This is a genomic window from Pseudomonas sp. H26/SER47-MNA-CIBAN-0231, assembly GCF_040310465.1.
Classification (GTDB): Bacteria; Pseudomonadota; Gammaproteobacteria; order Pseudomonadales; family Pseudomonadaceae; genus Aquipseudomonas; species Aquipseudomonas atacamensis.
Genome location: NZ_JBEOPW010000007.1, coordinates 251,180 through 274,813 on the forward strand (window position 1 = coordinate 251,180; position 23,634 = coordinate 274,813).

Sequence of the window (23,634 nt, forward strand, 5' to 3'; positions counted from 1 at the left end):
GCACTGTTCGGCGGGCCAACCCAGTCCAGGTAAATGGCGCACCATGACCTCTAAAAACAACCCCGCCAGTGCAACAGCCGATCTGACCCTGAGCCCCGCCGCGAACAGCGCGTCATTATCCAGACCGACGCCGCCCGCGCGCCCGCTGTCGACCCAGCAATACCTGTACTTCACCGAAACCAACACCGACCGCATCCTCGATAACCTCGACGGCCTGCGCGATTCGGTGTTCCCGCGCCCGGCGCATCAGGAAGGCGACAACGAGCAGCACAACGACCAGGAATTCCCCTCGGTGTGCCTGATCGGCCTCGGTCGCTGCGGCTCCAACATCGCCCTCGACGTGGCGGAGCTGGTGTACAACGCGCGCAAGTTCTACCTCAACGAATTCAACAACGAAGACCGCCCGAGCGACCGGCGCCTGGCGGACAAGGGCTACAGCCCGGCGCAGTGGATCAAGAACAACCTGCGCATCGGCACCAGCAAATCGACCAAACCGGTGTTTCTGGTAGAACCGCTGGTGATGCTCGGCGACCTCGACAAGGACATCGCCGGGCGCATCCGTTTCTCGCGCAAGGGCGAGAAAAGCGGCTTCCTGCGCGACTACAGCAAAATGAAGATCATGGACTTGTCCGAAGTCCACGCCGGTGGCGCCGGTAACGCGCCGATCCTCGGCCAGTACCTGGCGAAGATCATCCTCAACAAGGACACCCAGCGCTTCTCCAGCCCCGACTGGAAAATGATCCACTCGTACCTGATCGACAGCTGCGGGATCAAGGCCAACCAGTCGCGCCTGTATTTCTCGATCTTCAGTGCCGGCGGCGGTACCGGTTCGGGCATGGCCTCGGAGTTCGGTCTGGCCCAGCAGCACTCGTACATGAACAAGACCTTCGACACCAAGCCGATGGATGAGCATGACGGCAAGAGCGGTCATTCGTTTGTCTTCGAGCCGATCTTCACCAGCGGCATCTGCGTGCTGCCGAACATTTCCGACCACCGCAGCGAAATGTCCGAGGCGCTGCACATCAACGCCGGGCGCTTGCTCTGCAAATACCTGTCGGAGGAATGGGATTTCTCCTACAACTTCGCCAACGAAGACAGCAGCGAAGCCAGCGTGATGGGGCGTATCCGCCCGTGGAACGCGATGATGCTGATCTCCAACGACATCATGCGTTACGCCGAAGAAAGCGATGACGGCAATATCCAGAACATTGATGTCAATGCCATGGAGAAGCACGCCAACCAGTACATCTCGCAGCAGATCTTCAATATTCTGACGGCGCAGGCAGTCACCACTGACTACGACCAGAACTACTTCCGCCGCGCCGGCATCGACATCGGCGAAACCATCCGCCTGGATGCCAACGACCTGTTCATGAGTCTGGCCGGCCCGGTGGCGATTGCCTACGCCGAATCGGTAGTGCCGGAAACCCCGCCGCCGAGCAGCGACAAGTTCAAGGTCTTCGATAAAGAGCCGCAGCGCCTGAACATCGACGACCTGTTCTTCCGTTCGATCGACCTGCCGCACTTCAACAAGGTCACTCAGGCCATCGAAGGCATCAGCCTGCTGCCGATCGAATCCAAGCGTTATCGCGCTTCGCTTGAGCAGTACAAGAATTCCGGCTACGACGCCGCCGCGCTGCACGACCTGCACTTCTTCAAGAATTGCTCGTCGGTGGTGTCGATCGTGTCGCTGCCGAAAGACTACAAACTGTCGTACATGGACCTGAACCGGTTGAAGACCCACCTCAACAGCCTGTTCCCCAACACCACGCTCAAGCGTTACGCGCTGGTGATCGGCGCTTCGGCCAACCTGTCGCTGACCACCCTGATAGCCAAGAGCCCGTGCCTGTCGGACGACTTCCTCACGCTGATCGTGGCGTTCATCAAGCGCTGCTTCGCGAAGAATCCGTACCGTTTCGACGAGACGCTGGATAACTCGATTCTCGACTTCATCATTCAGGAAGACTTCGACGAAGAGCGGATCGACGACCTGCTCAACGAATTCGAAAACCCGGCGAAGATCCTCGATACCAACTGGTACGCGATCAAGCCGATGTACGAAAAGAAATACCGTGAGTTGATCAACGACAAGGACAAGTTCGTCTCGATCAATGACATTCGCCTGTCGCGTGATTGCGTGAAGAAGTCGATCAAGTACCTGCGCGAGATCTACCGCCACCGGATTGGCAAGACCAAGGTGATTTCGCTGAATAATCATACCGGGAAGACTTACTCGGTCTGATCTGGCACCGAGTCGCCCCATTCGCGAGCAGGCTCGCTCCCACAGGGAAATGCATTCCAGTGTGGGAGCGAGCCTGCTCGCGAAGGCGCCCTCAACCTCACCGACAAATTCAGCTTACGAACATCCAGAAACAATTAAGCGGCCCTCAGGCCGCTCCATAAACTGTTCCCGTTACGTTTACGTCACCGTGAGGCGTGGCATTTCTCCACGGCAAGGTGCCATCACGCTACTCCGCTACACACTTGCGGCGCGGCAATCGAGGCACCAAAAGAGTGCGAGCAATTAGACGGCCGCCCTTTCCTGGATCAGAATCCACGGCGAAACCACCACGGCCCACAGCTGCGGATCACGTTCGAAAATATCCAGTGCCCGCGTTTCAGACAGCTTGGCGACCTTGTCGTCGGCCAGCCAGGCCGCGACTTTCTCGCCTTCATCCGATGCCACGGCCTCGGCGGCGGCGATCAAATCCAGGTGAGGGTCGACCCACAATAGGGCACCCTTGGCGAAGAACGGCTCCAGCTCTTTCCAGGTAATAGATGCCGTTTCACCAAGCAGCTTGGCATAGAGGGTGCTAGGTTCTTGATTCATGGGAGCTGTCCGGAAAAGAAATCGACGCGAATGATAACGTCGGTGGTCCGTCAGAAAAACCCGGTTGCAAATCGCTGCACCGAACGAAAAGAGCAGGAACGCCAGGGAATGCTGCCTTTTGGGATATATGCCCCCGATTGCCCCGCCGCAATTCTGTCTCTTTCATTCAAAAATGCGACACCCCCAAGTTTTGCCCCGTGACGCCCGCTTCCCAGTTGATCAAGCGGCGCTCTACACTGTACCGGTACAGTTGCCGGGGCATTTTCCGGAGGGTATCGCAAAGATATCTGACCCGGTTCTGCTGCTACGGCGCCAGAACTCTAAAAAATACAACAGTAAGAGTGGAGCACTATGACTAAGGCTACTAAGCAGATTTCCAAACTGTTTGCCGCTATGGTTCTGGCCGGGGTTGCCAGCCATTCGTTCGCAGCTGACACCATCAAAATCGGTATCGCCGGCCCTAAAACCGGTCCAGTAGCCCAGTACGGCGACATGCAGTTCAGTGGCGCGAAAATGGCCATCGAGCAGATCAACGCCAAGGGCGGCGTCGACGGCAAGAAACTCGAAGCCGTTGAATACGACGATGCCTGCGATCCGAAACAAGCGGTAGCGGTAGCGAACAAGGTCGTCAACGACGGCGTCAAGTTCGTGGTCGGTCACCTGTGCTCCAGCTCCACTCAGCCAGCTTCGGACATCTACGAAGACGAAGGCGTGATCATGATCACCCCGGCTGCCACCAGCCCGGACATCACCGCCCGTGGCTACAAAATGATCTTCCGCACCATCGGTCTCGACAGCGCCCAGGGCCCTGCCGCCGGCAACTACATCGCCGATCACGTGAAACCGAAAGTGGTTGGCGTGCTGCACGACAAACAGCAGTACGGTGAAGGCATTGCCACCGCCGTCAAATCGACCCTCGAGAAGAAAGGCACCAAGGTTGCCGTCTTCGAAGGCGTCAACGCTGGCGACAAGGACTTCTCCGCAATCATCGCCAAGCTCAAGCAAGCCGGCGTCGACTTCGTCTACTACGGCGGCTACCACCCGGAGCTGGGCCTGATCCTGCGCCAGGCTCAGGAAAAAGGCCTGAAGGCCCGTTTCATGGGTCCGGAAGGCGTGGGTAACGACTCGATCACCCAGATCGCCAAGGACGCGTCCGAAGGCCTGCTGGTGACCCTGCCGAAATCCTTCGACCAGGATCCGGCCAACGTTGCCCTGGCTGACGCGTTCAAAGCCAAGAAGGAAGATCCGAGCGGTCCGTTCGTGTTCCCGTCCTACTCGGCAGTGACCGTGATTGCCGAAGGCATCAAGGCAGCCAAGTCCGAAGACGCTACCAAAGTGGCTGAAGCCATCCACGCCGGTTCGTTCAAGACCCCGACCGGCGACCTGAGCTTCGACGACAAAGGCGACCTGAAGGACTTCAAATTTGTCGTGTACGAGTGGCACAACGGCAAACCTAAAACCGAAGTTTCGCCTCAGTAAGGCCTTGCCCGACTGACTGCCAATAAAGCCCACGGCGTGCCGTGGGCTTTGTTTTGCGAATGTATGGGCCGCGCTGGCGTGATCCGCCAGTCGACCCACCTGAAAATCTCAAAACCGTCATCAGCGGTTCGCTGGCAAAACCCGGATTCGAAGTGGATAGAGATCCACGGGGCCGGGCGGGAAAATGACTCCACCAGTGAAATGCGTACAGGTTTTTAGGAGCGCTGTAATGCCTGACCTCTATCACTTCTTCCAACAGCTGGTTAACGGCCTCAACGTTGGCAGCATGTATGCCCTGATCGCCATCGGCTACACGATGGTCTACGGCATCATTGGAATGATCAACTTCGCCCACGGCGAGGTGTACATGATCGGTTCCTACGTGGCCTTCATCGCCATCGCCGGGCTGACCATGATGGGACTCGACAGTGTCCCGCTGTTGATGACCGCGGCGTTCATCGCCAGCATCGTCGTCACCAGTTCCTACGGTTACAGCATCGAACGGATCGCCTACCGCCCCCTGCGCGGCAGCAACCGTCTGATCCCGCTGATTTCTGCCATCGGTATGTCGATCTTCCTGCAGAACACCGTTCTGCTGGCGCAAGACTCCAAGGACAAAGCTATCCCCAACCTGATCCCGGGCAACTTCGCCTTCGGTCCGGGTGGCGCACAAGAAGTGCTGATTTCCTACATGCAGATCGTGGTGTTCGTGGTGACCCTGATCGCCATGCTCGGCCTGACCCTGTTCATCTCCCGTTCCCGTCTGGGCCGCGCCTGCCGCGCCTGTGCCGAGGACATCAAGATGGCCAACCTGCTCGGCATCAACACCAACAACATCATCGCCCTGACCTTCGTCATCGGTGCTGCGCTGGCCGCCGTTGCCGCAGTGCTGCTGAGCATGCAATACGGCGTGATCAACCCCAACGCCGGTTTCCTCGTCGGCCTCAAGGCCTTCACCGCTGCGGTACTGGGCGGCATCGGCAGCATCCCCGGGGCCATGCTCGGCGGCCTGGTGCTCGGTGTAGCGGAAGCGTTCGGTGCCGATATCTTCGGCGACCAGTACAAGGACGTCGTTGCGTTCGGCCTGCTGGTTCTGGTGCTGTTGTTCCGTCCGACCGGCATTCTGGGCCGTCCGGAGGTTGAGAAAGTATGACTAGGAATCTTAAACAGGCACTGTTCAGTGCCTTGCTGGTGTGGGCGGTGGCCTACCCGGTACTGGGTCTGAAACTGACCATCGTCGGCATCAATCTGGAAGTGCACAACACCAGCCCTGCGGTACTCGCGACCATCGCGATCTGCTCGGTGCTGATGTTCTTGCGCGTGCTGTTCAACCAGCAGATCAGCAAGGCCTGGCGCTCCTCGCCGGGCATGCCGTTGATCCCGGCCAAGGCCAGCAACTTCCTGACCCTGCCAACCACCCAGCGCTATTTCATCATTGCGCTGATTCTGGTCGCCCTGGTCTGGCCGTTCTTCGGCTCCCGTGGCGCGGTGGATATCGCCACGCTGATCCTGATCTACGTGATGCTCGGCCTGGGCCTGAACATCGTGGTCGGTCTGGCCGGTCTGCTTGACCTGGGTTACGTCGGTTTCTACGCCGTCGGCGCCTACAGCTACGCGCTGCTGTCGCATTACTACGGCTTGAGCTTCTGGATCTGCCTGCCGATTGCCGGCCTGATGGCGGCGACGTTCGGCTTCCTGCTGGGCTTCCCGGTGTTGCGTCTGCGTGGCGACTATCTGGCGATCGTGACCTTGGGTTTCGGCGAAATCATCCGTCTGTTCCTGCGTAACCTGACCGACATCACCGGTGGTCCGAACGGCATCAGCAACATCGAAAAACCGACGTTCTTCGGTCTGACCTTCGAGCGCAAAGCCGCCGAAGGCCTGCAGACGTTCCACGAGTATTTCGGCCTGCAATACAACTCGATCAACAAGGTGATCTTCCTTTACCTGGTTGCGCTGTTGCTCGCACTGGCCGCGCTGTTCGTGATCAACCGTCTGCTGCGCATGCCGATCGGTCGCGCGTGGGAAGCGCTGCGTGAAGACGAAATCGCCTGCCGCGCGTTGGGCCTGAACCCGACCGTGATCAAGCTCTCCGCGTTCACCCTGGGTGCTGCGTTCGCCGGTTTCGCCGGCAGCTTCTTCGCCGCGCGTCAGGGTCTGGTGACGCCCGAGTCGTTCACCTTCATCGAGTCGGCGATCATCCTCGCCATCGTCGTATTGGGTGGCATGGGCTCGCAACTGGGCGTGATTCTGGCGGCGATCGTGATGATCCTGTTGCCGGAAATGATGCGTGAGTTCAGCGAGTACCGCATGTTGATGTTCGGTGCGCTGATGGTGCTGATGATGATCTGGCGTCCACAAGGTCTGCTGCCGATGCAACGCCCACACATGGAGTTGCGCAAATGAGCCGCGAGATCCTTAAAGTCGAAAATCTGAGCATGCGCTTCGGCGGCTTGCTCGCGGTCAACGGCGTGGCGCTGACCGTCAAGGAAAAGCAGGTGGTTGCCCTGATCGGCCCGAACGGCGCCGGCAAGACCACCGTGTTCAACTGCCTGACCGGTTTCTATCAGCCTACCGGCGGCAGCATCCTGCTCGACGGCGAGCCGATCCAGGGCCTGCCGGGCCACAAGATCGCCCTCAAAGGCGTGGTGCGGACCTTCCAGAACGTGCGTTTGTTCAAGGACATGACTGCGGTCGAGAACCTGTTGATCGCCCAGCACCGTCACTTGAACACCAACTTCCTGTCCGGCCTGTTCAAGACCCCGGCGTTCCGCAAAAGCGAGCGCGAGGCCATGGAATTTGCCGAGTACTGGCTGGAAAAGGTCAACCTCAAAGAGTTCGCCAACCGCACCGCCGGCACCCTCGCCTACGGCCAGCAACGGCGTCTGGAAATCGCCCGCTGCATGATGACCCGTCCGCGGATTCTCATGCTCGACGAACCGGCCGCCGGCCTGAACCCGAAGGAAACCGAAGACCTCAAGGCGCTGATCGGTGTGTTGCGCGAAGAGCACAACGTCACCGTGCTGCTGATCGAACACGACATGAAACTGGTCATGAGCATTTCCGACCACATCGTCGTGATCAACCAGGGCACGCCCCTGGCCGACGGCACGCCGGAACAGATCCGCGACAATCCTGAAGTGATCAAAGCCTACCTGGGGGAAGCGTAAATGCTGCAGTTCGAAAACGTTTCCACCTTCTATGGCAAGATCCAGGCCCTGCACAGCGTCAACGTCGAGGTCCGTCAGGGCGAGATCGTGACGCTGATCGGCGCCAACGGTGCCGGCAAATCCACGCTGCTGATGACACTCTGCGGTTCGCCGCAGGCGCACAGCGGCAGCATCCGCTACATGGGTGAGGAACTGGTCGGCCAGGACTCGTCGCAGATCATGCGCAAGAGCATTGCCGTGGTCCCGGAAGGTCGGCGGGTGTTCGCCCGTCTGACCGTGGAAGAAAACCTGTCGATGGGCGGATTTTTCACCGACAAGGGCGACTATCAGGAACAGATGGACAAGGTCCTCGGACTTTTCCCACGCCTGAAAGAGCGTTTCAACCAGCGCGGCGGCACCATGTCCGGCGGTGAACAGCAGATGCTCGCCATCGGCCGTGCACTGATGAGCAAGCCCAAGCTGCTGCTGCTCGACGAGCCGTCGCTGGGTCTGGCGCCGATCATCATCCAGCAGATCTTCGACATCATCGAACAGCTGCGCAAGGACGGTGTGACGGTGTTCCTGGTCGAGCAGAACGCCAACCAGGCACTGAAAATCGCTGACCGCGCCTACGTTCTGGAGAACGGCCGCGTGGTCATGCAAGGCACCGGTGAAGCGCTGCTGACCGATCCGAAAGTACGCGAAGCGTACCTCGGCGGTTGAGTGTTATCGCTACACAGAAAAACGGCCTTCGGGCCGTTTTTTCATGCCCAAACGAAAAACACCGATCCTCTGTGGGAGCGAGCCTGCTCGCGAAAGCGATGTATCACGCACCAATAATGTTGAATGTCACACCGCCTTCGCGAGCAGGCTCGCTCCCACAGGGATACAGCTGAATCCGAAATTTTTTATAAATTTCTCGCCCCGCCTGTAACGCATCCCCCCACCCGTTCTCTAGAGGGACAAGCAAGCGCAAATCGCTTGCGAAAACCTGATAAAAACTGGAGAAACATCATGACCGCGACTACCCGTACCCTGTCCGCTACCGCCCTGGTTCTGGCCCTCGGTTCCGCTCTGAGCATCGCCACTGTCTCCACCGCCCAGGCCGCCGATGCCAACATGGAAAAATGCTTCGGCGTGGCCATGAAGGGCAAGAACGATTGCGCCGCAGGTGCCGGGACTACCTGCGCCGGCACGGCGAAAATGGACTATCAGGCCAACGCCTGGAAGCTCGTTCCGAAAGGCACCTGCGCCACCACCGAAAGCAAAACCTCGCCGACCGGTTTCGGTCAGCTCGAAGCCTTCAAAGCCAAGTCCTGATCCACGGCCTGCCTGAGTGACGCCCATGTTCAGTCATCACGAACCGTCCCTGCCGCGCACTCAGGCAGCTCGCACCGAGCTCCCTGCCCGCGCCGGGCTGGGGCTCAAGACCGGGCACTTCCTCGAAGTGCTCGGCTCCGTACCGGACCTCGGTTTCTTCGAAGTCCACGCCGAAAACTACATGGTGGCCGGCGGCCCTTTTCATCATTTTCTCGGTCTGATTCGCGAACAGTACCCGCTGTCATTGCACGGCGTGGGCCTGTCGATCGGTGGCGAAGGCGCGCTGGACAGCCAGCACCTCAAACGCCTCGCCGAGCTGATCGAGCGCTATCAACCGCAAGCCTTTTCCGAACATCTGGCGTGGTCGAGCCACGGCCCGGTGTTCCTCAATGACCTGCTGCCACTGGCTTACGACACGCCGACGCTGAACCGCGTCTGTGCGCACATCGACCAGGTGCAGAACACTCTGAAACGACCGATGCTGCTGGAGAACCCGGCGACCTATCTGGGATTTGAGCACTCGACGATCGACGAGGCCGAGTTCATCGCCGAAGTAATCCGCCGCAGCGGCTGCGGCTTGTTGCTCGACGTCAACAATGTCTACGTGTCGTGCATCAATCATCAGCGCGATCCGTCGGCCTACCTTGATGCGTTACCGCTGCACGCAGTCGGCGAGATTCATCTGGCCGGCTTCGCTGAAGATTGCGACAACCTCGGCGACCGCTTGCTGATTGACGATCACGGCGCGCCGGTTGATCAGGCCGTTTGGGATCTGTACCGGCAAGTGCTGCGCCGTATCGGCCCGGTGGCGACACTCATCGAACGCGATAATCACGTCCCGACTTTCAACGCATTGTTCGCCGAAGCGCAGCAAGCCGAGACGCTGTTGCGTCGCGCGGAGCGTGCGGCATGAGCACGCAAGCGGATTTCGCCGCCGCCCTGCTCAATGCGCAACTGCCGTATCCCAAGGGCCTTTGTAGCCGCAACGGCGCCGATCCGTCGCGGCGTTTTGCGGTCTATCGCAACAACGTGCAAAGCTCGCTGATCAATGCCCTGGCCGACAGTTATCCGGTGGTGCTGCAATTGGTCGGCGAGGAATTCTTCCGCGCCATGGCGGCGATTTTCGTCCAGAGTCAGCCGCCACACAGTCCGTTGATGAACCGCTATGGCGAAGACTTCGCCGACTTCATCGCACAATTCGAACCCATTGCCGGCGTGCCTTATGTGGCTGATGTCGCGCGACTCGAGCATTTGCGTACTGTCGCCTACCACGCCGCCGATGCGCAGCCGATCCGGCCTGACCAAGTCAGTGCCGCACTGGCCAATCCGCAGTCGCTGAGTGGACTGTGTTTCGAACTGCATCCCTCGCTGCACCTGCTCGACTCTGCTTTTGCGGTCGTGGCGATCTGGGCCGCGCATCAGCAGGAGCCAACTCTGGCGGGCATTGGCCTGAATCAAGGCCAGCATGCCCTGGTGCTGCGCAATGGTCTCGACGTTGAGGTGTTCGCTCTTGAACCGGGTGCGAGCGTGTTCATTGGTCATCTGATCCAGGGCTCGCCACTGCTCGCGGCGGCAGAAAACAGCCCGCCGTTCGATCTCGCCCAAACCCTCGCCTTACTGATTGCGCATAACGCGATTACCCGTCTGAATTACAAGGAGTTGCCATGAACGCTTTGGTCTTGCGCGTCATTGCGCTGTTGGAAAAAATCCCGCACAGCCTGATCGCCCTCATCGCGCGTTTTTCCATCGCTGCGGTGTTCTGGAAATCCGGGCAAACCAAGGTCGAAGGACTGGCCGTCGACTTGATTGACGGCACCTTTGAACTGGGCTGGCCACGTTTGGCCGATTCGACGATTCCGCTGTTTCAGAGCGAGTACCACCTGCCGCTGCTCTCGCCGGAAATTGCCGCGCATCTGGCGGCGTTTGCCGAGCATGTGTTTCCGCTGTTGATTCTGCTCGGCTTCGCCACACGGTTTTCAGCGCTGGCGCTGTTCGGCATGACCCTGACTATCCAACTGTTTGTCTACCCGGATGCCTACCCGACCCATGGCACTTGGGCGGCGGTGTTGCTGTATCTGATGGCGACCGGGCCGGGCAGGTTGTCGATCGATCAGCTGATTGCCCGCCGTTTCGCAAAATAAGATCCCCCCTGTGGGAGCGAGCCTGCTCGCGAAAGCGGTGTGTCATTCAACATCGGTATCGACTGAACTGACGCATTCGCGAGCAGGCTCGCTCCCACAGGGAAATCACATCAGCGCTGCAGTCGATCCAGCGCCTCGCCACTGCGCTTGAACCAGCCCATCAGATAATCCGCGAGCACCTGCGTGCGTTTCGGTAATCCACCCTGATACGGGTGCACCAGATACATCGGCATGCGTCGGGTCTGGTAATCGCGCAGCAACCAGCGCAAGCGGCCGTCCGCCAGTTCCGCTTGCAGCAGATACGACGGCAAACGCGCGATGCCGGCGCCAGACAGCGCTGCTTTCTTCAACAGGCTGTAGTGATTGCTGGCAAACGGACCCGAAACCCGCACCCGCAACAACTCGTGCTGCTGGTGATACAGCCATTCTTCGCGGCCGCTGTAATGGCTGTTGAGCAGGCAACGATGCTCAGCCAGTGAATGCGGCGTCGCCGGCTCGCCGAAGCGCTCGAGGTAGGCCGGGCTGGCGCAGGTCATTTCGTGCCACGCCAACAGCGGCTTGGCCACCAGCCGATCGTCATTGGCCACTTCGGCACGAATCGCCAGATCAAAGCTATCGCGGGCCAGATCGCGATAGCTGTTGTCCAGCTCCAGCTCGATCTGCACCTCCGGGTATTGCCCGGAAAACTCCAGCAGCAAGCCATCGAAGAAAGTCTCGCCGAGCGACACCGGAACCGTCATTCGCACCGGGCCGGCCATGTCGTCCTTCAAACGTGCCAAAGCCTGCCGTGCGCGTTCGACCTGAACCACCAGCGCCTGAGCCTGCGGCAGCAGCGCCGCCCCCGCCGCCGTCAGACTCAAGCGCCGGGTGGTGCGTTGCAGCAATACCACACCGAACTGCGCTTCGAGCTGGCTGATGCGCTTGGACAACTGGCCTTTGCTGCAGCCCAACTGCTGCGCCGCAAGGGTGAAACTGCCGGCCTCGATCAGCACAGCGAACGCGGCGAGATCATCCATTTCGCTCATGGATTGTTTCCATTTGAAAACCAAAGGTTGCCTATTAGTGCGCTTATCCACCGAAAAAACCACCCTAGACTGAAACCTCATTACTCACTTGGGGTACAGCTCGATGAAGATTCTGTTGATAGGCGCCGGTGGCACCATCGGTTCGGCGGTGGACACAGAGTTGTCACAACGCCATGAGGTCATTCGTATCGGACGCAGCAGCGGTGACTTGCAGGTGGATATCAGCGACAGCGCCTCGATCCGCAAGCTGTTCGAACAGACCGGCAAGTTCGACGCGCTGATCTGCGCGGCGGGCAACGTGACGTTCGCAGCGCTGGACGAAATGACCGAAGACAGCTTCGCCCTCGGCCTGAAAGACAAGTTGATGGGCCAGGTCAACCTGCTGCTGATCGGCCGCGAGTACGCCAATGACGGCGCCTCGTTCACCTTCACCACCGGCGTGCTCAGCCACGACCCGATTCGCAGCGGCGCTTCGGCAGCGCTGGTCAACGGCGCCCTCGACAGCTTCGTCCGCGCCGCCGCCATCGAACTGCCGCGTGGCCTGCGGGTAAACTCGGTGAGCCCGACCGTGGTGACTGAAGCCCTGGGCAAATACGCGCCCTACTTCCGTGGCTTCAAGCCGGTTGCTGCAGCGGAAGTGGCATTGGCCTACGCGAAAAGTGTCGAAGGCCTGCAAACCGGTCAGACCTTTCACGTGGGTTAAGGCCCTTGTGATGAACGGTCAGGCTGCGTAACGTGGCAGCACTTGTCTGGAGAGCCAAAGATGCGTGTTGCCCGTTCGTTCGTCCTCGTTGCCCTGCTGCCGATGTTTGCCGCCTGCCAGTTGTTCGACGGCCAGCGTGAAAGTGTGTCCCATGCCGGGCAGACGCGGATGCAGGGGCAACTGACCGCAGCCGACGGCAAACTGGTGTTCCAGCCGTGCCAGGAGCAGCGGCAACTGGTGGTCAACGACATCGGCGGCACCAGCGTCCTGCAAGAAGCCGCCACCCTCGCCGACGAGCAGGGCAAGCTGTTTGCCGATGTGCGCGGCAAGGTTTCCGGCGATCGTCTCGACCTCGGCCAGTTGTATCGCGTCGAGCGCACGGGCGCGGCCTGCGACGATCCGAATTTCAAACTGCTGATCCTGCGCGCTGCCGGCCATGGCCCGGAGTGGAACGTCAAGGTCAGCGGCAAAGGCATGGTCATCGAGCGCGACGGTCAGCCACCACTGGCCGTGCCGTATGTGGAAGAGCAACTGGGCGACGGCCGCTTCAATCTCGGCAGCGAAGCCAACAACCAGCGCATCGAATTGTGGGTCGCGCCACAGCGCTGCGTCGACAGCAGCACCGGCAGCGTGCAGCACATGAGCGCCGAATTGCGTATCGACGGTCAGGTCCAGCGCGGCTGCGGCTATTTCGGCGGCGCACGCAACGACTGATCGTTTTTCCCCCACGGATCCGCTCGCGGCGGCTTATAATCGCCGCCTTCAAACGCCCTGGCGCAGTTGTGCGCCCCGCGAATCCGGATCCCCGCCATGTTACGAATCACTGAACTCAAGCTGCCAATCGACCATCCCGAAGAAGACCTGCGCACCGCCATCGTGCAACGCCTGGGCATCGCCAGTGATGATCTGCTCGATTTCACCTTGTTCAAGCGCAGCTATGACGCGCGCAAAAAGTCCTCCGAACTGTGCTTCATCTACACCATCGACCTCAACATACGCGACGAGGCCAGAGTGTTGGGCAAGTTCGCCGACGACCGTAACGTCAACGTGGCGCCGGATGTCAGCTACAAATTCGTCGGCCAGGCACCGAGCGATCTCGGCCAACGGCCGATCGTCGTCGGTTTCGGCCCGTGCGGCATCTTCGCCGGCCTGCTGCTGGCGCAGATGGGCTTCAAACCGATCATTCTCGAACGCGGCACCGAAGTCCGTCAGCGCACCAAGGACACTTGGGGCCTGTGGCGCAAAAGCGTGCTCAATCCCGAGTCCAACGTGCAGTTCGGCGAGGGCGGCGCGGGCACGTTTTCCGACGGCAAGCTGTACAGCCAGATCAAGGACCCGAAATTCCTCGGCCGCAAAGTCCTGCACGAGTTCGTCAAGGCCGGCGCGCCGGAAGAAATCCTCTACGTCAGCAAGCCGCACATCGGTACGTTCCGCCTGACCGGTATGGTCGAAAACATGCGCGAGCAGATCCGCGAACTGGGCGGTGAAGTGCGCTTCCAGGAGCGCGTCAGCGACGTGCTGATCGAAGACGGCCAACTGGTCGGCGTGCAACTGGCCAGCGGCGAAACCCTGCATTCGAAGCATGTGGTTCTGGCCCTCGGCCACAGCGCCCGCGACACCTTCCGCATGCTCCACAGCCGTGGCGTGTTCATGGAAGCCAAGCCGTTCTCGGTGGGTTTCCGCATCGAACATCCGCAATCGCTGATTGACCGCGCGCGCCTGGGCAAATACGCCGGCCACCCGAAACTCGGTGCTGCCGATTACAAGCTGGTGCACCACGCCAAGAACGGGCGTTCGGTCTACAGCTTCTGCATGTGCCCGGGCGGCACTGTGGTCGCGGCGACGTCGGAACCGAATCGCGTGGTCACCAATGGCATGAGCCAGTACTCGCGTAACGAGCGTAATGCCAACTCCGGCATCGTCGTCGGCATTACCCCGGAAGTCGATTATCCGGGCGGCCCGCTCGCCGGTATCGAGTTGCAGGAGCGCCTGGAATCCCACGCGTTCATCCTTGGCGGCAGCGACTACAAGGCTCCGGCGCAACTGGTTGGCGACTTTATCAACGACATTCCATCGACCGAGCTGGGCGAAGTCGAGCCGTCGTACAAGCCGGGCGTGGCGCTGGGCGATCTGGCCTTGGCGCTGCCCGACTTTGCCATTGAGGCGATCCGTGAAGCCTTGCCGGCGTTCGAGAAGCAGATTCGCGGTTATTCCCTGCACGACGCCGTGCTGACCGGAATCGAGACCCGCACTTCATCGCCGCTGCGCATCACCCGCAACGAGTCGCTGCAGAGCATGAACGTCAAAGGCCTGTTCCCGGCCGGTGAAGGCGCGGGCTATGCCGGCGGGATTCTCTCGGCGGGTGTTGACGGGATTCGCATTGCCGAGGCAGTGGCTCGAGACATCCTCGGCCTCGACGCCTGATCCGCTAAGTTCGCAACAACGCAAAACCCTGTGGGAGCGAGCCTGCTCGCGAAAGCGGTCTGTCACTCAACGAAGTTGTTGAATGTGACTCCGCCTTCGCGAGCAGGCTCGCTCCCACATTGGTTTTTGCGTTTCTTCAGATGTTGGCGCGCAGCACCGAGGTCGGCAGCGCCTCTCCGCGCTCGGCACTCGCGGCCACCGCTGCAATCAAATCACCCAGTTCGTAACCCTGCGCTTTCAACCAGTTCTGGTCGTAATACGTGTCGGCATAACGCTCGCCGCCATCGCACAGGATCGCCACGATCGACCCCGACTGCCTCGCCGCTTTCATCTGTTGCGCCGCCATCAGCGCACCGATCAGATTGGTCCCGCTCGACCCGCCGACATGCCGCCCCAAACGCTGCGCCAGATAATGCATGGCCGCCAGCGACAGGGCGTCCGGCACCTTGACCATCGCATCGATCACCTTGGGCAGGAACGACGCTTCCACCCGCGGCCGGCCAATGCCCTCGATGCGCGAGCCGCAGTCCAGGCGCAGGCTGGCATCTCCGGTCTGGTAAAAATCGAAGAACACCGAACGCTCGGCATCGGCACACAACACACGGGTGCAGTGCTGGCGATAGCGCACGTAACGGCCGAGGGTCGCGGTGGTGCCGCCGGTGCCGGGGCTGGAAATCAGCCAGGTCGGTTCAGGGTATTTTTCGTAGCGCATCTGCTGGAAGATCGACTCGGCGATGTTGTTGTTCGCTCGCCAGTCGGTGGCGCGTTCAGCGTAAGTGAACTGATCGATGAAGTGACCGCCATGCTCGCGGGCCAGGCGCTCGGATTCGGCGTAGATCTGCGTCGGATCCTGCACCAGATGGCTCTGGCCACCGTAGAAGGCAATCTGGGCAATTTTCTCTTTCGAAGTCGTCGCCGGCATTACCGCGATAAACGGCAATCCGAGCATGCGCGCGAAATACGCTTCGGAAATCGCCGTCGAGCCGCTGGATGCCTCGATCACCGGCGCGCCGGGCTTCAGCCAGCCGTTGCACAGCGCGTAGAGGAACAGCGAACGGGCCAGGCGATGCTTGAGGCTGCCGGTCGGGTGGCTGGATTCGTCCTTGAAATACAACTCGATGCCGGCAAAACCGGGCAGCGGCAAAGGGATCAGGTGGGTGTCGGCGCTGCGCTGGAAGTCCGCCTCGATGATGCGGATGGCTTCGCGGGCCCACTGTCGGTTGTCGCTCATGGTTTCGGTTCTCGCTGAATCAGCCAGAAGATCGGTCTTCTGAAAAAGGTCTGCTGCAAGCTTAGAAAAAATCCCGCAGGCGGCAAAGATACAGCTGAGTCTCAATGTGTCAGGCAACTGCTAGGCTCAGTGCTGCCCGTACCAGACAGCCTGTAACGACATATAACAAAAAAGAATATAACTTTTGTTTTAACAACTAACGGTACGGGTTAGGGTGTTTCACCTTTTTCTTGATTCGATGGAGAGCGACCTTGCCTCTGCGTAGCACTTTCACGCGTTTCTTTCAGTTGGAAGCCGCCAGCGGTCTGCTATTGATCGCCGCAGCCGTTCTCGCGCTGATCATCAACAACTCACCGCTGTCGTGGCTGTACACCGGCCTGCTCGACACTCCTGTGGTGGCGCAGATCGGTGCGTTGAAAATCGCCAAACCCCTGCTGCTGTGGATCAACGACGGCCTGATGGCGATGTTCTTCCTGCTGATCGGCCTGGAAGTGAAACGCGAAGTGCTCGACGGCCAATTGTCCAAGCCTTCGCAAATCGTCCTGCCCGGCGCAGCGGCGATCGGCGGCATGCTGGTGCCGGCGCTGATCTACTGGTTCCTCAATCGCGACAACCCCGCGGCCCTGAGTGGCTGGGCCATTCCGACCGCCACCGACATCGCCTTCGCCCTCGGCGTACTGGCCCTGCTGGGCAAACGCGTGCCGGTGTCGCTGAAACTGTTCCTGATGACCCTGGCGATCATCGATGACCTCGGCGCCATCGTCATCATCGCAATCTTCTATTCCGGCGAACTCTCGACCCTGTCCCTTGGCCTGGCGGCTGCGTGCATTGCCGCGCTGGTGGCGATGAACCGGCTCGGCGTGGTCAAGCTCGGCCCGTACATGATCATCGGCCTGATCCTCTGGGTCTGCGTACTCAAGAGCGGTGTCCACGCGACACTGGCCGGCGTGACCCTGGCTTTCTGCATTCCCCTGCGCACGAAAAACGCCGAGTCGTCGCCGCTGCTGACCCTCGAACACGCGCTGCACCCCTGGGTCGCCTACGGCATCCTGCCGCTGTTCGCCTTCGCCAACGCTGGCCTGTCGCTGAGCGGCGTCACCGTCGAAAGCTTCACCCACGACGTACCGATGGGCATCGCCATCGGCCTGCTGCTGGGCAAGACCATCGGCGTGTTCGGCCTGACCTGGCTGGCGGTCAAGATCGGCATCGCCGCCCTGCCCCGAGGCGCCAACTGGGGCCAGGTCCTCGGCGTCGCGATCCTCTGCGGCATAGGCTTCACCATGAGCCTGTTCGTCGGCTCGCTGGCCTTCGAACCGGGCGTGAGTGATTACGCCGGCATGGATCGCATGGGCATCCTAACCGGCTCGATCCTCGCGGCGGTGATTGGTTATGCGGTGACGGCGGCGGCGAGTCGCAGGGGCACGATACAAACTTCCTGAGGTTTATTGCGGCCAATGCCGTAGCCCCTCCCCAAACGAGGGGCTTGGCTCTAAGCCTTGCAAATGTGCTATATCTTGCGCATCAAACAGCCATCTACTCAGCACAGCTTGGAGTCATTCATGTCGCGCAAAGCCGAAAAACGCCCAATGACTGACGATCAGATTGCCGTTCAGGAGTCGCGAATTCCTTACATCGCTCTAAAGGCCTTCAGCAACGCCTACAAAATGGCACTTGCAAACGGCGCAGCGGTGCTTGTCGCTAAAGATGGTCAACTGCTTGAAGTGACCGAGAAGACTTCCATCGTTTTGCGGTCGATTGGCGCCTACGGCAATCTGAAAAGCGGAACGCGTCTGCACATCAATAAATCTTCAAAACAGGTTACTTCTTGAGCACACCGAGAATACGGATATTTGCGGGACCGAACGGATCCGGGAAAAGCACATTCAATCGACTTGTCCCTGCGCACCTGCTGGGCAACTACATAAATCCTGACGACATCGAACGCTCAATCAAAGATACCGGTTACTTTGATTTCGGTTCTTATCGCATCGAAGCACATAAGGCGGAGCTTTTCGACTTTCTCCGTGCTCACCCCCTGCTGAAAAAATCGCCTCGTTCGCAGGCAAAGCTTGATGACCTCGCAATTGATGGAATCCGGCTCAACTTTTCGAATACTGAAATCGACTCGTACGTTGCGTCGGCACTCTGCGACTTCATCCGTAGATCGTTGATAAAAGAGCGCATCAGCTTTACGTTCGAAACCGTCATGTCCTCCGCGGACAAAGTCAGCCTCCTCGCTGAAGCGAGTAAATCCGGCTATAGGGTCTACGTCTATTACGTGGCGACAGCGGATCCGCAGATAAATATTGCGAGAGTTGCATACCGCGTTTCCCGAGGCGGGCATAACGTTCCTGCTGAAAAAATTGAAGCTCGATACTGGCGATCTCTGGAGCTTTTATCCGAAGCTATCCTGGCCTCCAACCGGGCGTATATTTTCGATAACTCAGATGAAGGCAGTGAAGGCCTGACGCAGATAGCTGAAATTACGGATGGAGAACTGATCGAAATCAAATCAGACACTCAGCCGCCGTGGTTCAAGCAGTTCGTGCTGGATAAATTGCTTTAGATTCACTCCGAAACTCACACTGCCAATCGGTAACGATGAGTTTGCGTAGCAGACTGCTCCACGTCTCTGCGGCAGACCTCGTTCGAGTCGAACAATCCCCACGTCATTAGCGACCCGTCCTACAGCCACACTTTCCCCGCTTCGATAACGTCGTGCGGCCCCTTCTCGAGGGGCTGTCGATGATGAACGAAGGGACGATCAGTGGCGCGGAACAAGGACATTCCCCGGGTGCAAAACCCGCCGGAGGGCGACGGACATCACGTTACCTGGCGGTATATGACGGCCGCAGAACTGGCCGAGCGCGAAGCCGGGCAAAACGCTTACGACGCGATGCTGGCGCGGCAGGAGGCTTTCGAGCACAGCCGTGAAGTGGCTGCGAAAAAACCTGAAGCCGTGCGTGCCGGCTGTGTATTCGCCAAGTCCTGCAAGTTGCCGGATGCGATTATCGATTACAGCAATCCTTCCGGCATGGTACCGACCGACAGCCTGAAGGATTACGGCGAGCTGATCCTGCTCGGCGCTCGCGAAGCCGACGCAAGCGGCGGCATTCCTCTCAAGAAAATCAGCGCCAACACCATCCCGGTCGGGTTCGGCAGTCTGGCCTTGGCAGGCTCGGCTTTTGAAGTGCTACCGGCGCTCGCCTCCCCTGCGGCGGCTGCGACTTTGGTGGGGCTGGTTGCGCTTTTGATGCCATCCAGCCTGGGCGACAGCGCGCTCTACACCGATGAGCAACTGAGCACATTCAAACAAGCCCGAACCCGCGTGCGCCTGCGCGTCGAGCAACAGGCCGATGGCAGCCTCAAGGGTTACGGTTTCTACACCGGTAAGAACCGCGATTGGGAAATGGTCGATGTCGTGCAGTTCATTGCGCGCGGCGACCGGTTCGTTGCCGATCTGGGTGAAGGCGTCGAACTGCTCTGGACCCCGGCGGTGGATGGCTCGGACATCCTAGGCATTCCAGCGCTGGAGGCCGCACCGCAGGCACCGCATATCTGGGTGTATCCACCGACGAAGGCGGCGGACGGGATACTGGTGAATCCGCTTTATCCGCCGGAGTACAAAGATTTCATTCTGGTGTTTCCCACAGACTCGGGTGTAAAACCGATTTACATCGTTGTCAGCTCTGCGAAAGGCACCGCTGAAGCGGGACATACCTATCACCCCGCTCCCGAAACGTCGGATATCACAGCCTTTCCCGATTTAAGAAGAGCAAAAAAGAAAACGCCGTTCAACGGTGGGCTCCGGGATCGCTGGATCAATGCAAAAGGCCGAATAATTTATGAGTGGGACTATTTACATGGCGAGCTTGAAGCCTACCGCGCAAGTGATGGCAGCCATTTAGGCTCTTACGACCACAGAACTGGTGAACAGATAGATCCACCCAAAAAAAACCGTAGTATTAAAAAATATTTATGAGGATTACATGGGACTCAAAGCCAGACTCGAATGGTACGACCAACAAACCGAACTGGGTGAGGGGGAGGAACTGTCGAAAGATTTTGGCGAGGACGGCTCATTAATGGAAGCATTAGGCCTACCGTCGAAAAGCTTCAATAACGGCGGATTTGATGTAAAAGCCGATTGGATCAAGACTCTCCAGCCCCACTTCCAGCATTCCATTCAATTTTCTTCTTACGACTATCAGGTATCGTTCGTTTACCGGGATCAATGGTAGATGGGACTGGAACTGAGATTGGAATGGAACGACACAGCAACCTTGGAGTTTCAGGGGGAAGAGTCGTCAAAAGACCTGGGTGGTGACGAGTCAGTGTTAAACGCCTTGGGGATTCCCGCCGCGGACAACATCAACAATGGCAGTTTCAACGTCGCTCAAAATTGGCTCGCCACCATTCAGCCGTATTTTCAACATCAAATCGATTTTGAGAGTTCACGACTATCAAATTTCGTTTGACTACGGCTAACAGCCCCGGAAGTATTAGCTCCATGCACTTTCTTTTAATTACCGGTTTTTTCCCTGACGAAGCCCAAGACGACTCCTTGCAATTCGAGCTGGATATCACAGGCAGAGAGATGAATGAAAAAGTGGCCCAGCTCATTGAATCCAAGCCCTTGGATGAGGTGGAACCCGGCGAGCTGTTGTTGACTCAGGATCAGGTAACCGCATTGGAAAACCTGCTCTACGTCAGTTTTCCAAAGGGCCTCGAATACTTCATGGGCACCTGCGCCACATACTGAATGAGTAATTCACAAACAAAGAAAAACCCCGACCAGTCACCTGATCGGGGTTTTCTTTTACCCGGTTTCCCGCTTAGTGCGAAACGCGGCTGGTTCCGCCAACGGTGGAAATCCGTACCCGCTCGCCAACGCGGAATACTTCATTCTCCTGAACCTGCTGCACATAGGCGCGCATGCTGCCGTCGTCTTCGCGGACGGTGATTTCCACGCCCTGGGTGCGGGTCAGGCCTTCTTCGGTGGCCGAGCCAAGCAGGCCGCCGGCCACTGCGCCGATGACCGCAGCCACAATGCTGCCCTTGCCGCCGCCGATAGCGCTGCCGCCGACGCCGCCGACCACTGCGCCTGCTGCGCCGCCGATCGGGGTCTTGGTGCCTTCGATTTTTACCGGTCGCAGGGATTCGATGGTGCCCATGCGAATCGTCTGCACACGACGCGCTTCGTCACGGGAGTAGGAGTCGCCAGTGAGGCTCGATTGGCAGCCGGTCAGCAACATCGCCATCGTCGAAAAAGAAGCAACCAGCAGAACAGACTTACGCATAGCATCAACTCCAAAAGAACATGTGTTCATTAAACCCCGTGGCCTGGCGCCTGTCACGACACCATCCGGATTAAATTGGCTTCCATTCAGGCCTGGTACAGATGCCCGCAAGCGTCCACTCAAGGTAGCGTCAAATCAGCGATCCTGCGCCATCCGCGTTTATCTCGCTCGGTAGACTGCTCAGGGTGCCAGTCGTTCCAGAATCCACTCGGTGCCCTGGAGGCGGTAGTTGAGGCGATCGTGCAGGCGGCTCGGACGGCCCTGCCAGAACTCGATGCGCTCGGGCAACAAGCGGTAACCACCCCAATGTTCCGGGCAGTGCGGCTGGCCGTCGCTGAAGCGTTGCTCGGTGGCCTTGAGCAAATCTTCCAGTTCGCCACGACCGTTGATGACTCGGCTCTGCGGCGAGGCCCAGGCGCCGAGGCGGCTGCCCAGCGGACGCACCTGATAATACGCGTCGGACTCTTGCGCCGTGACCTTGACCACCCGCCCTTCGATGCGCACCTGGCGCTCCAGGGTTGGCCAGAAGAAGGTCATGGCGGCAAACGGGTTGGCCGCCAGATGCTGGCCCTTGGCGCTGTCGTAGTTGGTGAAGAAGGTGAAGCCCTGCTCGTCCAGGCCCTTGAGCAACAAAATGCGGCAATGCGGACGACCGTCGGCATCGACCGTGGCCAAGGTCATGGCATTGGCTTCTACCGGCGCCTGCTCGGTTTTCACCGCATCGGCGAACCACTGGTGAAACAGCGCAAACGGCTCGGTCGGGGCTTGCGCCTCGGTCAAACCGTCACGGGTGTAGTCGCGACGCATATCGGCCAGAGCCTGGGTCATGGCGGATTCCTTTTCGTTAGCGGATCACTTCTTGGCGGCGTCGGCTGCGGCGACTTTCTTGTCGGTCGCGGCGGCTTTGGCTGGTGCAGTCTTTTTCGCTGGAGCCTTGGCCGGGGCCTTCTTCGCCGGAGCCTTGGCGGCGGTTTTCTTGGCTGGCGCCTTTTTCGCTGCCGGCACAGCGGCTTTTTTCGCCGCAGGCGCCGGGGTAACCGGTTTGGCCACTGGCTTGACGTCTTGCGCAGCAACCATCGTCACCGGCTTCGGCGCCGGCATGTTGTATTTGCTCAGCAGTGCAACCATGGTGTTCTGCGGAGTCACCAGCAGCTCGACACGACGGTTCAAGGCACGGCCTTCAACGCTGTCGTTGGCCGCACGCGGCGCTTCGGAACCCATGCCGCGCAGCATCAGGCGATCACGCTGCAAGCCGCTGAGGCGGAAGATCGCTGCCACCGATTGCGCACGTTCCTGACTCAGCTTGACGTTGGCCGGTGCGGCACCGCTGGTATCGCTGTGACCGAGCACCAGCACTGCGGTTTTCGGGTCGGCTTCAAGGATTTTCGCTACGCGAGTGAACGGGCCAAGGGTGACCGGCAGCAGCATCGCCGGGCGATCCGGGTTGAACGAGCCTTCGACAGGGGCTGTTACGACCAGCACGTTATCGCGACGCTCGAGTTGCAGATTGCTGTCCTTCACCGCTTCACGCAGACGTGGCTCGTAGTCGTCGAGCCAGGCTTGAGTGACCTTCGGATCCGGCATCGGCACGGCTTTGGCAGTTGGCTGGTCCTTGCCGCCGAACGGCCACCACCATTTGCCATTGGACTGCGCCTCGGCTTTGGCCACCTCGACCGGTTTGGCTTCAGGTTTGACCTCGGCTTTCAGATCAGCCTTGACCGCTTCATCGCTGGAACCGAACGGCCAGTACCACGGGTTGCTGCTTTCGGCCTTGGCCACTGGCGCAGTCGCCGCAGGTTTCAAAGGAGCCGGGACCGGAGCCGAATCTTTGGCCGCGACTTTGTCGGAAGAACCGAACGGCCACCAACTGCCGCCGTCCGCATCGTTTTTCGGAGTCTGTGCGCAACCGGTGATCGCTACACACAGGGCCAGGGCGAGGGTCTTTTTAGATGACATTGAAAATCCACAAAATGAAGTAATGAAAAATCAGAGCACTTTCGCCCGGATAAACAGCCGTTTTGAAACGAAAATC

Annotated in this window: 26 protein-coding genes; 20 read left to right on the forward strand and 6 right to left on the reverse strand. The window is 59.4% G+C overall.

All coding sequences use genetic code 11. From position 1 onward, the window contains the following. Positions 1-43 precede the first annotated feature (43 nt). Positions 44-2,242 carry a hypothetical protein gene (locus AAEZ10_RS14050; protein ID WP_110645957.1) on the forward strand — a complete coding sequence of 733 codons (2,199 nt, stop codon included), beginning with the start codon at positions 44-46 and terminating at the stop codon, positions 2,240-2,242. A 282-nt stretch (positions 2,243-2,524) separates the two neighbouring features. Here AAEZ10_RS14050 and AAEZ10_RS14055 read toward each other — a convergent pair whose 3' ends face one another. Beyond that, positions 2,525-2,830, reverse strand: a complete 306-nt coding sequence (locus AAEZ10_RS14055) for a DUF2288 domain-containing protein (RefSeq protein WP_350569640.1) — start codon at positions 2,828-2,830, stop codon at positions 2,525-2,527. 351 nt (positions 2,831-3,181) lie between these two features. On the opposite strand from AAEZ10_RS14055, the gene AAEZ10_RS14060 reads away from it, so the two are divergent. The 9 genes from AAEZ10_RS14060 to AAEZ10_RS14100 all read left to right on the forward strand — a co-directional run bounded on the left by AAEZ10_RS14060 (position 3,182) and on the right by AAEZ10_RS14100 (position 10,919). Further along, positions 3,182-4,309, forward strand: a complete 1,128-nt coding sequence (locus AAEZ10_RS14060) for a branched-chain amino acid ABC transporter substrate-binding protein (protein WP_016771354.1) — start codon at positions 3,182-3,184, stop codon at positions 4,307-4,309. A gap of 229 nt (positions 4,310-4,538) precedes the next feature. Continuing rightward, positions 4,539-5,462 (forward strand): high-affinity branched-chain amino acid ABC transporter permease LivH, encoded by a 924-nt coding sequence (gene livH, locus AAEZ10_RS14065; protein ID WP_016771355.1) that lies wholly within the window; start codon positions 4,539-4,541, stop codon positions 5,460-5,462. Further along, positions 5,459-6,715, forward strand: coding sequence for a high-affinity branched-chain amino acid ABC transporter permease LivM (locus AAEZ10_RS14070; protein ID WP_110645955.1), 1,257 nt, complete (start codon positions 5,459-5,461; stop codon positions 6,713-6,715). Before livH ends, AAEZ10_RS14070 begins: the two co-directional genes overlap by 4 nt. Then, entirely contained in the window at positions 6,712-7,479 is a 768-nt protein-coding gene (gene livG / locus AAEZ10_RS14075) for a high-affinity branched-chain amino acid ABC transporter ATP-binding protein LivG (protein ID WP_016771357.1), read from the forward strand. The genes AAEZ10_RS14070 and livG overlap by 4 nt, the downstream gene beginning before the upstream one ends. Then, complete coding sequence (locus AAEZ10_RS14080) at positions 7,480-8,181, forward strand: ABC transporter ATP-binding protein (RefSeq protein ID WP_003222380.1); 702 nt, start codon at positions 7,480-7,482, stop codon at positions 8,179-8,181. 291 nt (positions 8,182-8,472) lie between these two features. After that, entirely contained in the window at positions 8,473-8,778 is a 306-nt protein-coding gene (locus AAEZ10_RS14085; RefSeq protein WP_016771358.1) for a BufA1 family periplasmic bufferin-type metallophore, read from the forward strand. 25 nt (positions 8,779-8,803) lie between these two features. Beyond that, positions 8,804-9,691, forward strand: a complete 888-nt coding sequence (gene bufB, locus AAEZ10_RS14090; protein ID WP_350569644.1) for an MNIO family bufferin maturase — start codon at positions 8,804-8,806, stop codon at positions 9,689-9,691. Continuing rightward, the gene (locus AAEZ10_RS14095) at positions 9,688-10,446 is read left to right on the forward strand and encodes an HvfC/BufC N-terminal domain-containing protein (RefSeq protein ID WP_122705021.1); all 759 of its coding nucleotides are present in this window, start codon (positions 9,688-9,690) and stop codon (positions 10,444-10,446) included. Before bufB ends, AAEZ10_RS14095 begins: the two co-directional genes overlap by 4 nt. Beyond that, the gene (locus tag AAEZ10_RS14100; RefSeq protein WP_350569646.1) at positions 10,443-10,919 is read left to right on the forward strand and encodes a DoxX family protein; all 477 of its coding nucleotides are present in this window, start codon (positions 10,443-10,445) and stop codon (positions 10,917-10,919) included. The genes AAEZ10_RS14095 and AAEZ10_RS14100 overlap by 4 nt, the downstream gene beginning before the upstream one ends. 110 nt (positions 10,920-11,029) lie before the next feature. On the opposite strand, the gene AAEZ10_RS14105 is transcribed toward AAEZ10_RS14100, so the two are convergent. Further along, positions 11,030-11,944: a LysR family transcriptional regulator gene (locus AAEZ10_RS14105; protein WP_350569648.1), complete on the reverse strand. Its 915-nt coding sequence runs from the start codon at positions 11,942-11,944 to the stop codon at positions 11,030-11,032. Between the two features lie 103 nt (positions 11,945-12,047). Between AAEZ10_RS14105 and AAEZ10_RS14110 the strand changes: the two genes are divergently transcribed. The 3 genes from AAEZ10_RS14110 to AAEZ10_RS14120 all read left to right on the forward strand — a co-directional run bounded on the left by AAEZ10_RS14110 (position 12,048) and on the right by AAEZ10_RS14120 (position 15,071). Then, complete coding sequence (locus AAEZ10_RS14110) at positions 12,048-12,647, forward strand: short chain dehydrogenase (RefSeq protein ID WP_350569650.1); 600 nt, start codon at positions 12,048-12,050, stop codon at positions 12,645-12,647. A gap of 60 nt (positions 12,648-12,707) precedes the next feature. Continuing rightward, the gene (locus tag AAEZ10_RS14115) at positions 12,708-13,361 is read left to right on the forward strand and encodes a COG3650 family protein (RefSeq protein ID WP_350569652.1); all 654 of its coding nucleotides are present in this window, start codon (positions 12,708-12,710) and stop codon (positions 13,359-13,361) included. A 96-nt stretch (positions 13,362-13,457) separates the two neighbouring features. Then, a complete protein-coding gene (locus AAEZ10_RS14120; RefSeq protein ID WP_350569654.1) occupies positions 13,458-15,071 on the forward strand; it encodes an NAD(P)/FAD-dependent oxidoreductase in 1,614 nt (537 codons plus the stop codon). A 136-nt stretch (positions 15,072-15,207) separates the two neighbouring features. Here the strand turns inward: AAEZ10_RS14120 and AAEZ10_RS14125 are convergent, their stop codons facing one another. Then, the gene (locus AAEZ10_RS14125) at positions 15,208-16,302 is read right to left on the reverse strand and encodes a PLP-dependent cysteine synthase family protein (RefSeq protein ID WP_350569656.1); all 1,095 of its coding nucleotides are present in this window, start codon (positions 16,300-16,302) and stop codon (positions 15,208-15,210) included. Between the two features lie 251 nt (positions 16,303-16,553). Between AAEZ10_RS14125 and nhaA the strand changes: the two genes are divergently transcribed. The 7 genes from nhaA (at position 16,554) to AAEZ10_RS14160 (ending at position 21,064) form a co-directional block, all read left to right on the forward strand. Continuing rightward, positions 16,554-17,741 carry a Na+/H+ antiporter NhaA gene (nhaA, locus tag AAEZ10_RS14130; protein WP_350569658.1) on the forward strand — a complete coding sequence of 396 codons (1,188 nt, stop codon included), beginning with the start codon at positions 16,554-16,556 and terminating at the stop codon, positions 17,739-17,741. A 120-nt stretch (positions 17,742-17,861) separates the two neighbouring features. Further along, the gene (locus tag AAEZ10_RS14135; protein ID WP_071174604.1) at positions 17,862-18,131 is read left to right on the forward strand and encodes a hypothetical protein; all 270 of its coding nucleotides are present in this window, start codon (positions 17,862-17,864) and stop codon (positions 18,129-18,131) included. Next, complete coding sequence (locus tag AAEZ10_RS14140; protein ID WP_073475882.1) at positions 18,128-18,868, forward strand: ATPase; 741 nt, start codon at positions 18,128-18,130, stop codon at positions 18,866-18,868. The genes AAEZ10_RS14135 and AAEZ10_RS14140 overlap by 4 nt, the downstream gene beginning before the upstream one ends. A 201-nt stretch (positions 18,869-19,069) precedes the next feature. Continuing rightward, positions 19,070-20,284: an S-type pyocin domain-containing protein gene (locus AAEZ10_RS14145; protein ID WP_350569660.1), complete on the forward strand. Its 1,215-nt coding sequence runs from the start codon at positions 19,070-19,072 to the stop codon at positions 20,282-20,284. 7 nt (positions 20,285-20,291) lie between these two features. After that, complete coding sequence (locus tag AAEZ10_RS14150) at positions 20,292-20,543, forward strand: colicin E3-like toxin immunity protein (RefSeq protein ID WP_095180548.1); 252 nt, start codon at positions 20,292-20,294, stop codon at positions 20,541-20,543. Further along, positions 20,544-20,780 (forward strand): colicin E3-like toxin immunity protein, encoded by a 237-nt coding sequence (locus AAEZ10_RS14155; protein WP_350569662.1) that lies wholly within the window; start codon positions 20,544-20,546, stop codon positions 20,778-20,780. Positions 20,781-20,812: 32 nt separating this feature from the next. Continuing rightward, the gene (locus tag AAEZ10_RS14160; protein ID WP_350569664.1) at positions 20,813-21,064 is read left to right on the forward strand and encodes a pyocin S6 family toxin immunity protein; all 252 of its coding nucleotides are present in this window, start codon (positions 20,813-20,815) and stop codon (positions 21,062-21,064) included. 73 nt (positions 21,065-21,137) lie between these two features. Here AAEZ10_RS14160 and AAEZ10_RS14165 read toward each other — a convergent pair whose 3' ends face one another. The 3 genes from AAEZ10_RS14165 to AAEZ10_RS14175 form a co-directional block, all read right to left on the reverse strand. After that, a complete protein-coding gene (locus AAEZ10_RS14165) occupies positions 21,138-21,602 on the reverse strand; it encodes an outer membrane lipoprotein (RefSeq protein WP_016771369.1) in 465 nt (154 codons plus the stop codon). 180 nt (positions 21,603-21,782) lie between these two features. Continuing rightward, positions 21,783-22,430: a pyridoxamine 5'-phosphate oxidase gene (pdxH, locus tag AAEZ10_RS14170; RefSeq protein ID WP_243241849.1), complete on the reverse strand. Its 648-nt coding sequence runs from the start codon at positions 22,428-22,430 to the stop codon at positions 21,783-21,785. A 24-nt stretch (positions 22,431-22,454) separates the two neighbouring features. Further along, on the reverse strand, positions 22,455-23,558 hold the full coding sequence (locus AAEZ10_RS14175) for an OmpA family protein (RefSeq protein WP_110645947.1): 1,104 nt from the start codon (positions 23,556-23,558) through the stop codon (positions 22,455-22,457). Between the last annotated feature and the right edge of the window lie 76 nt (positions 23,559-23,634).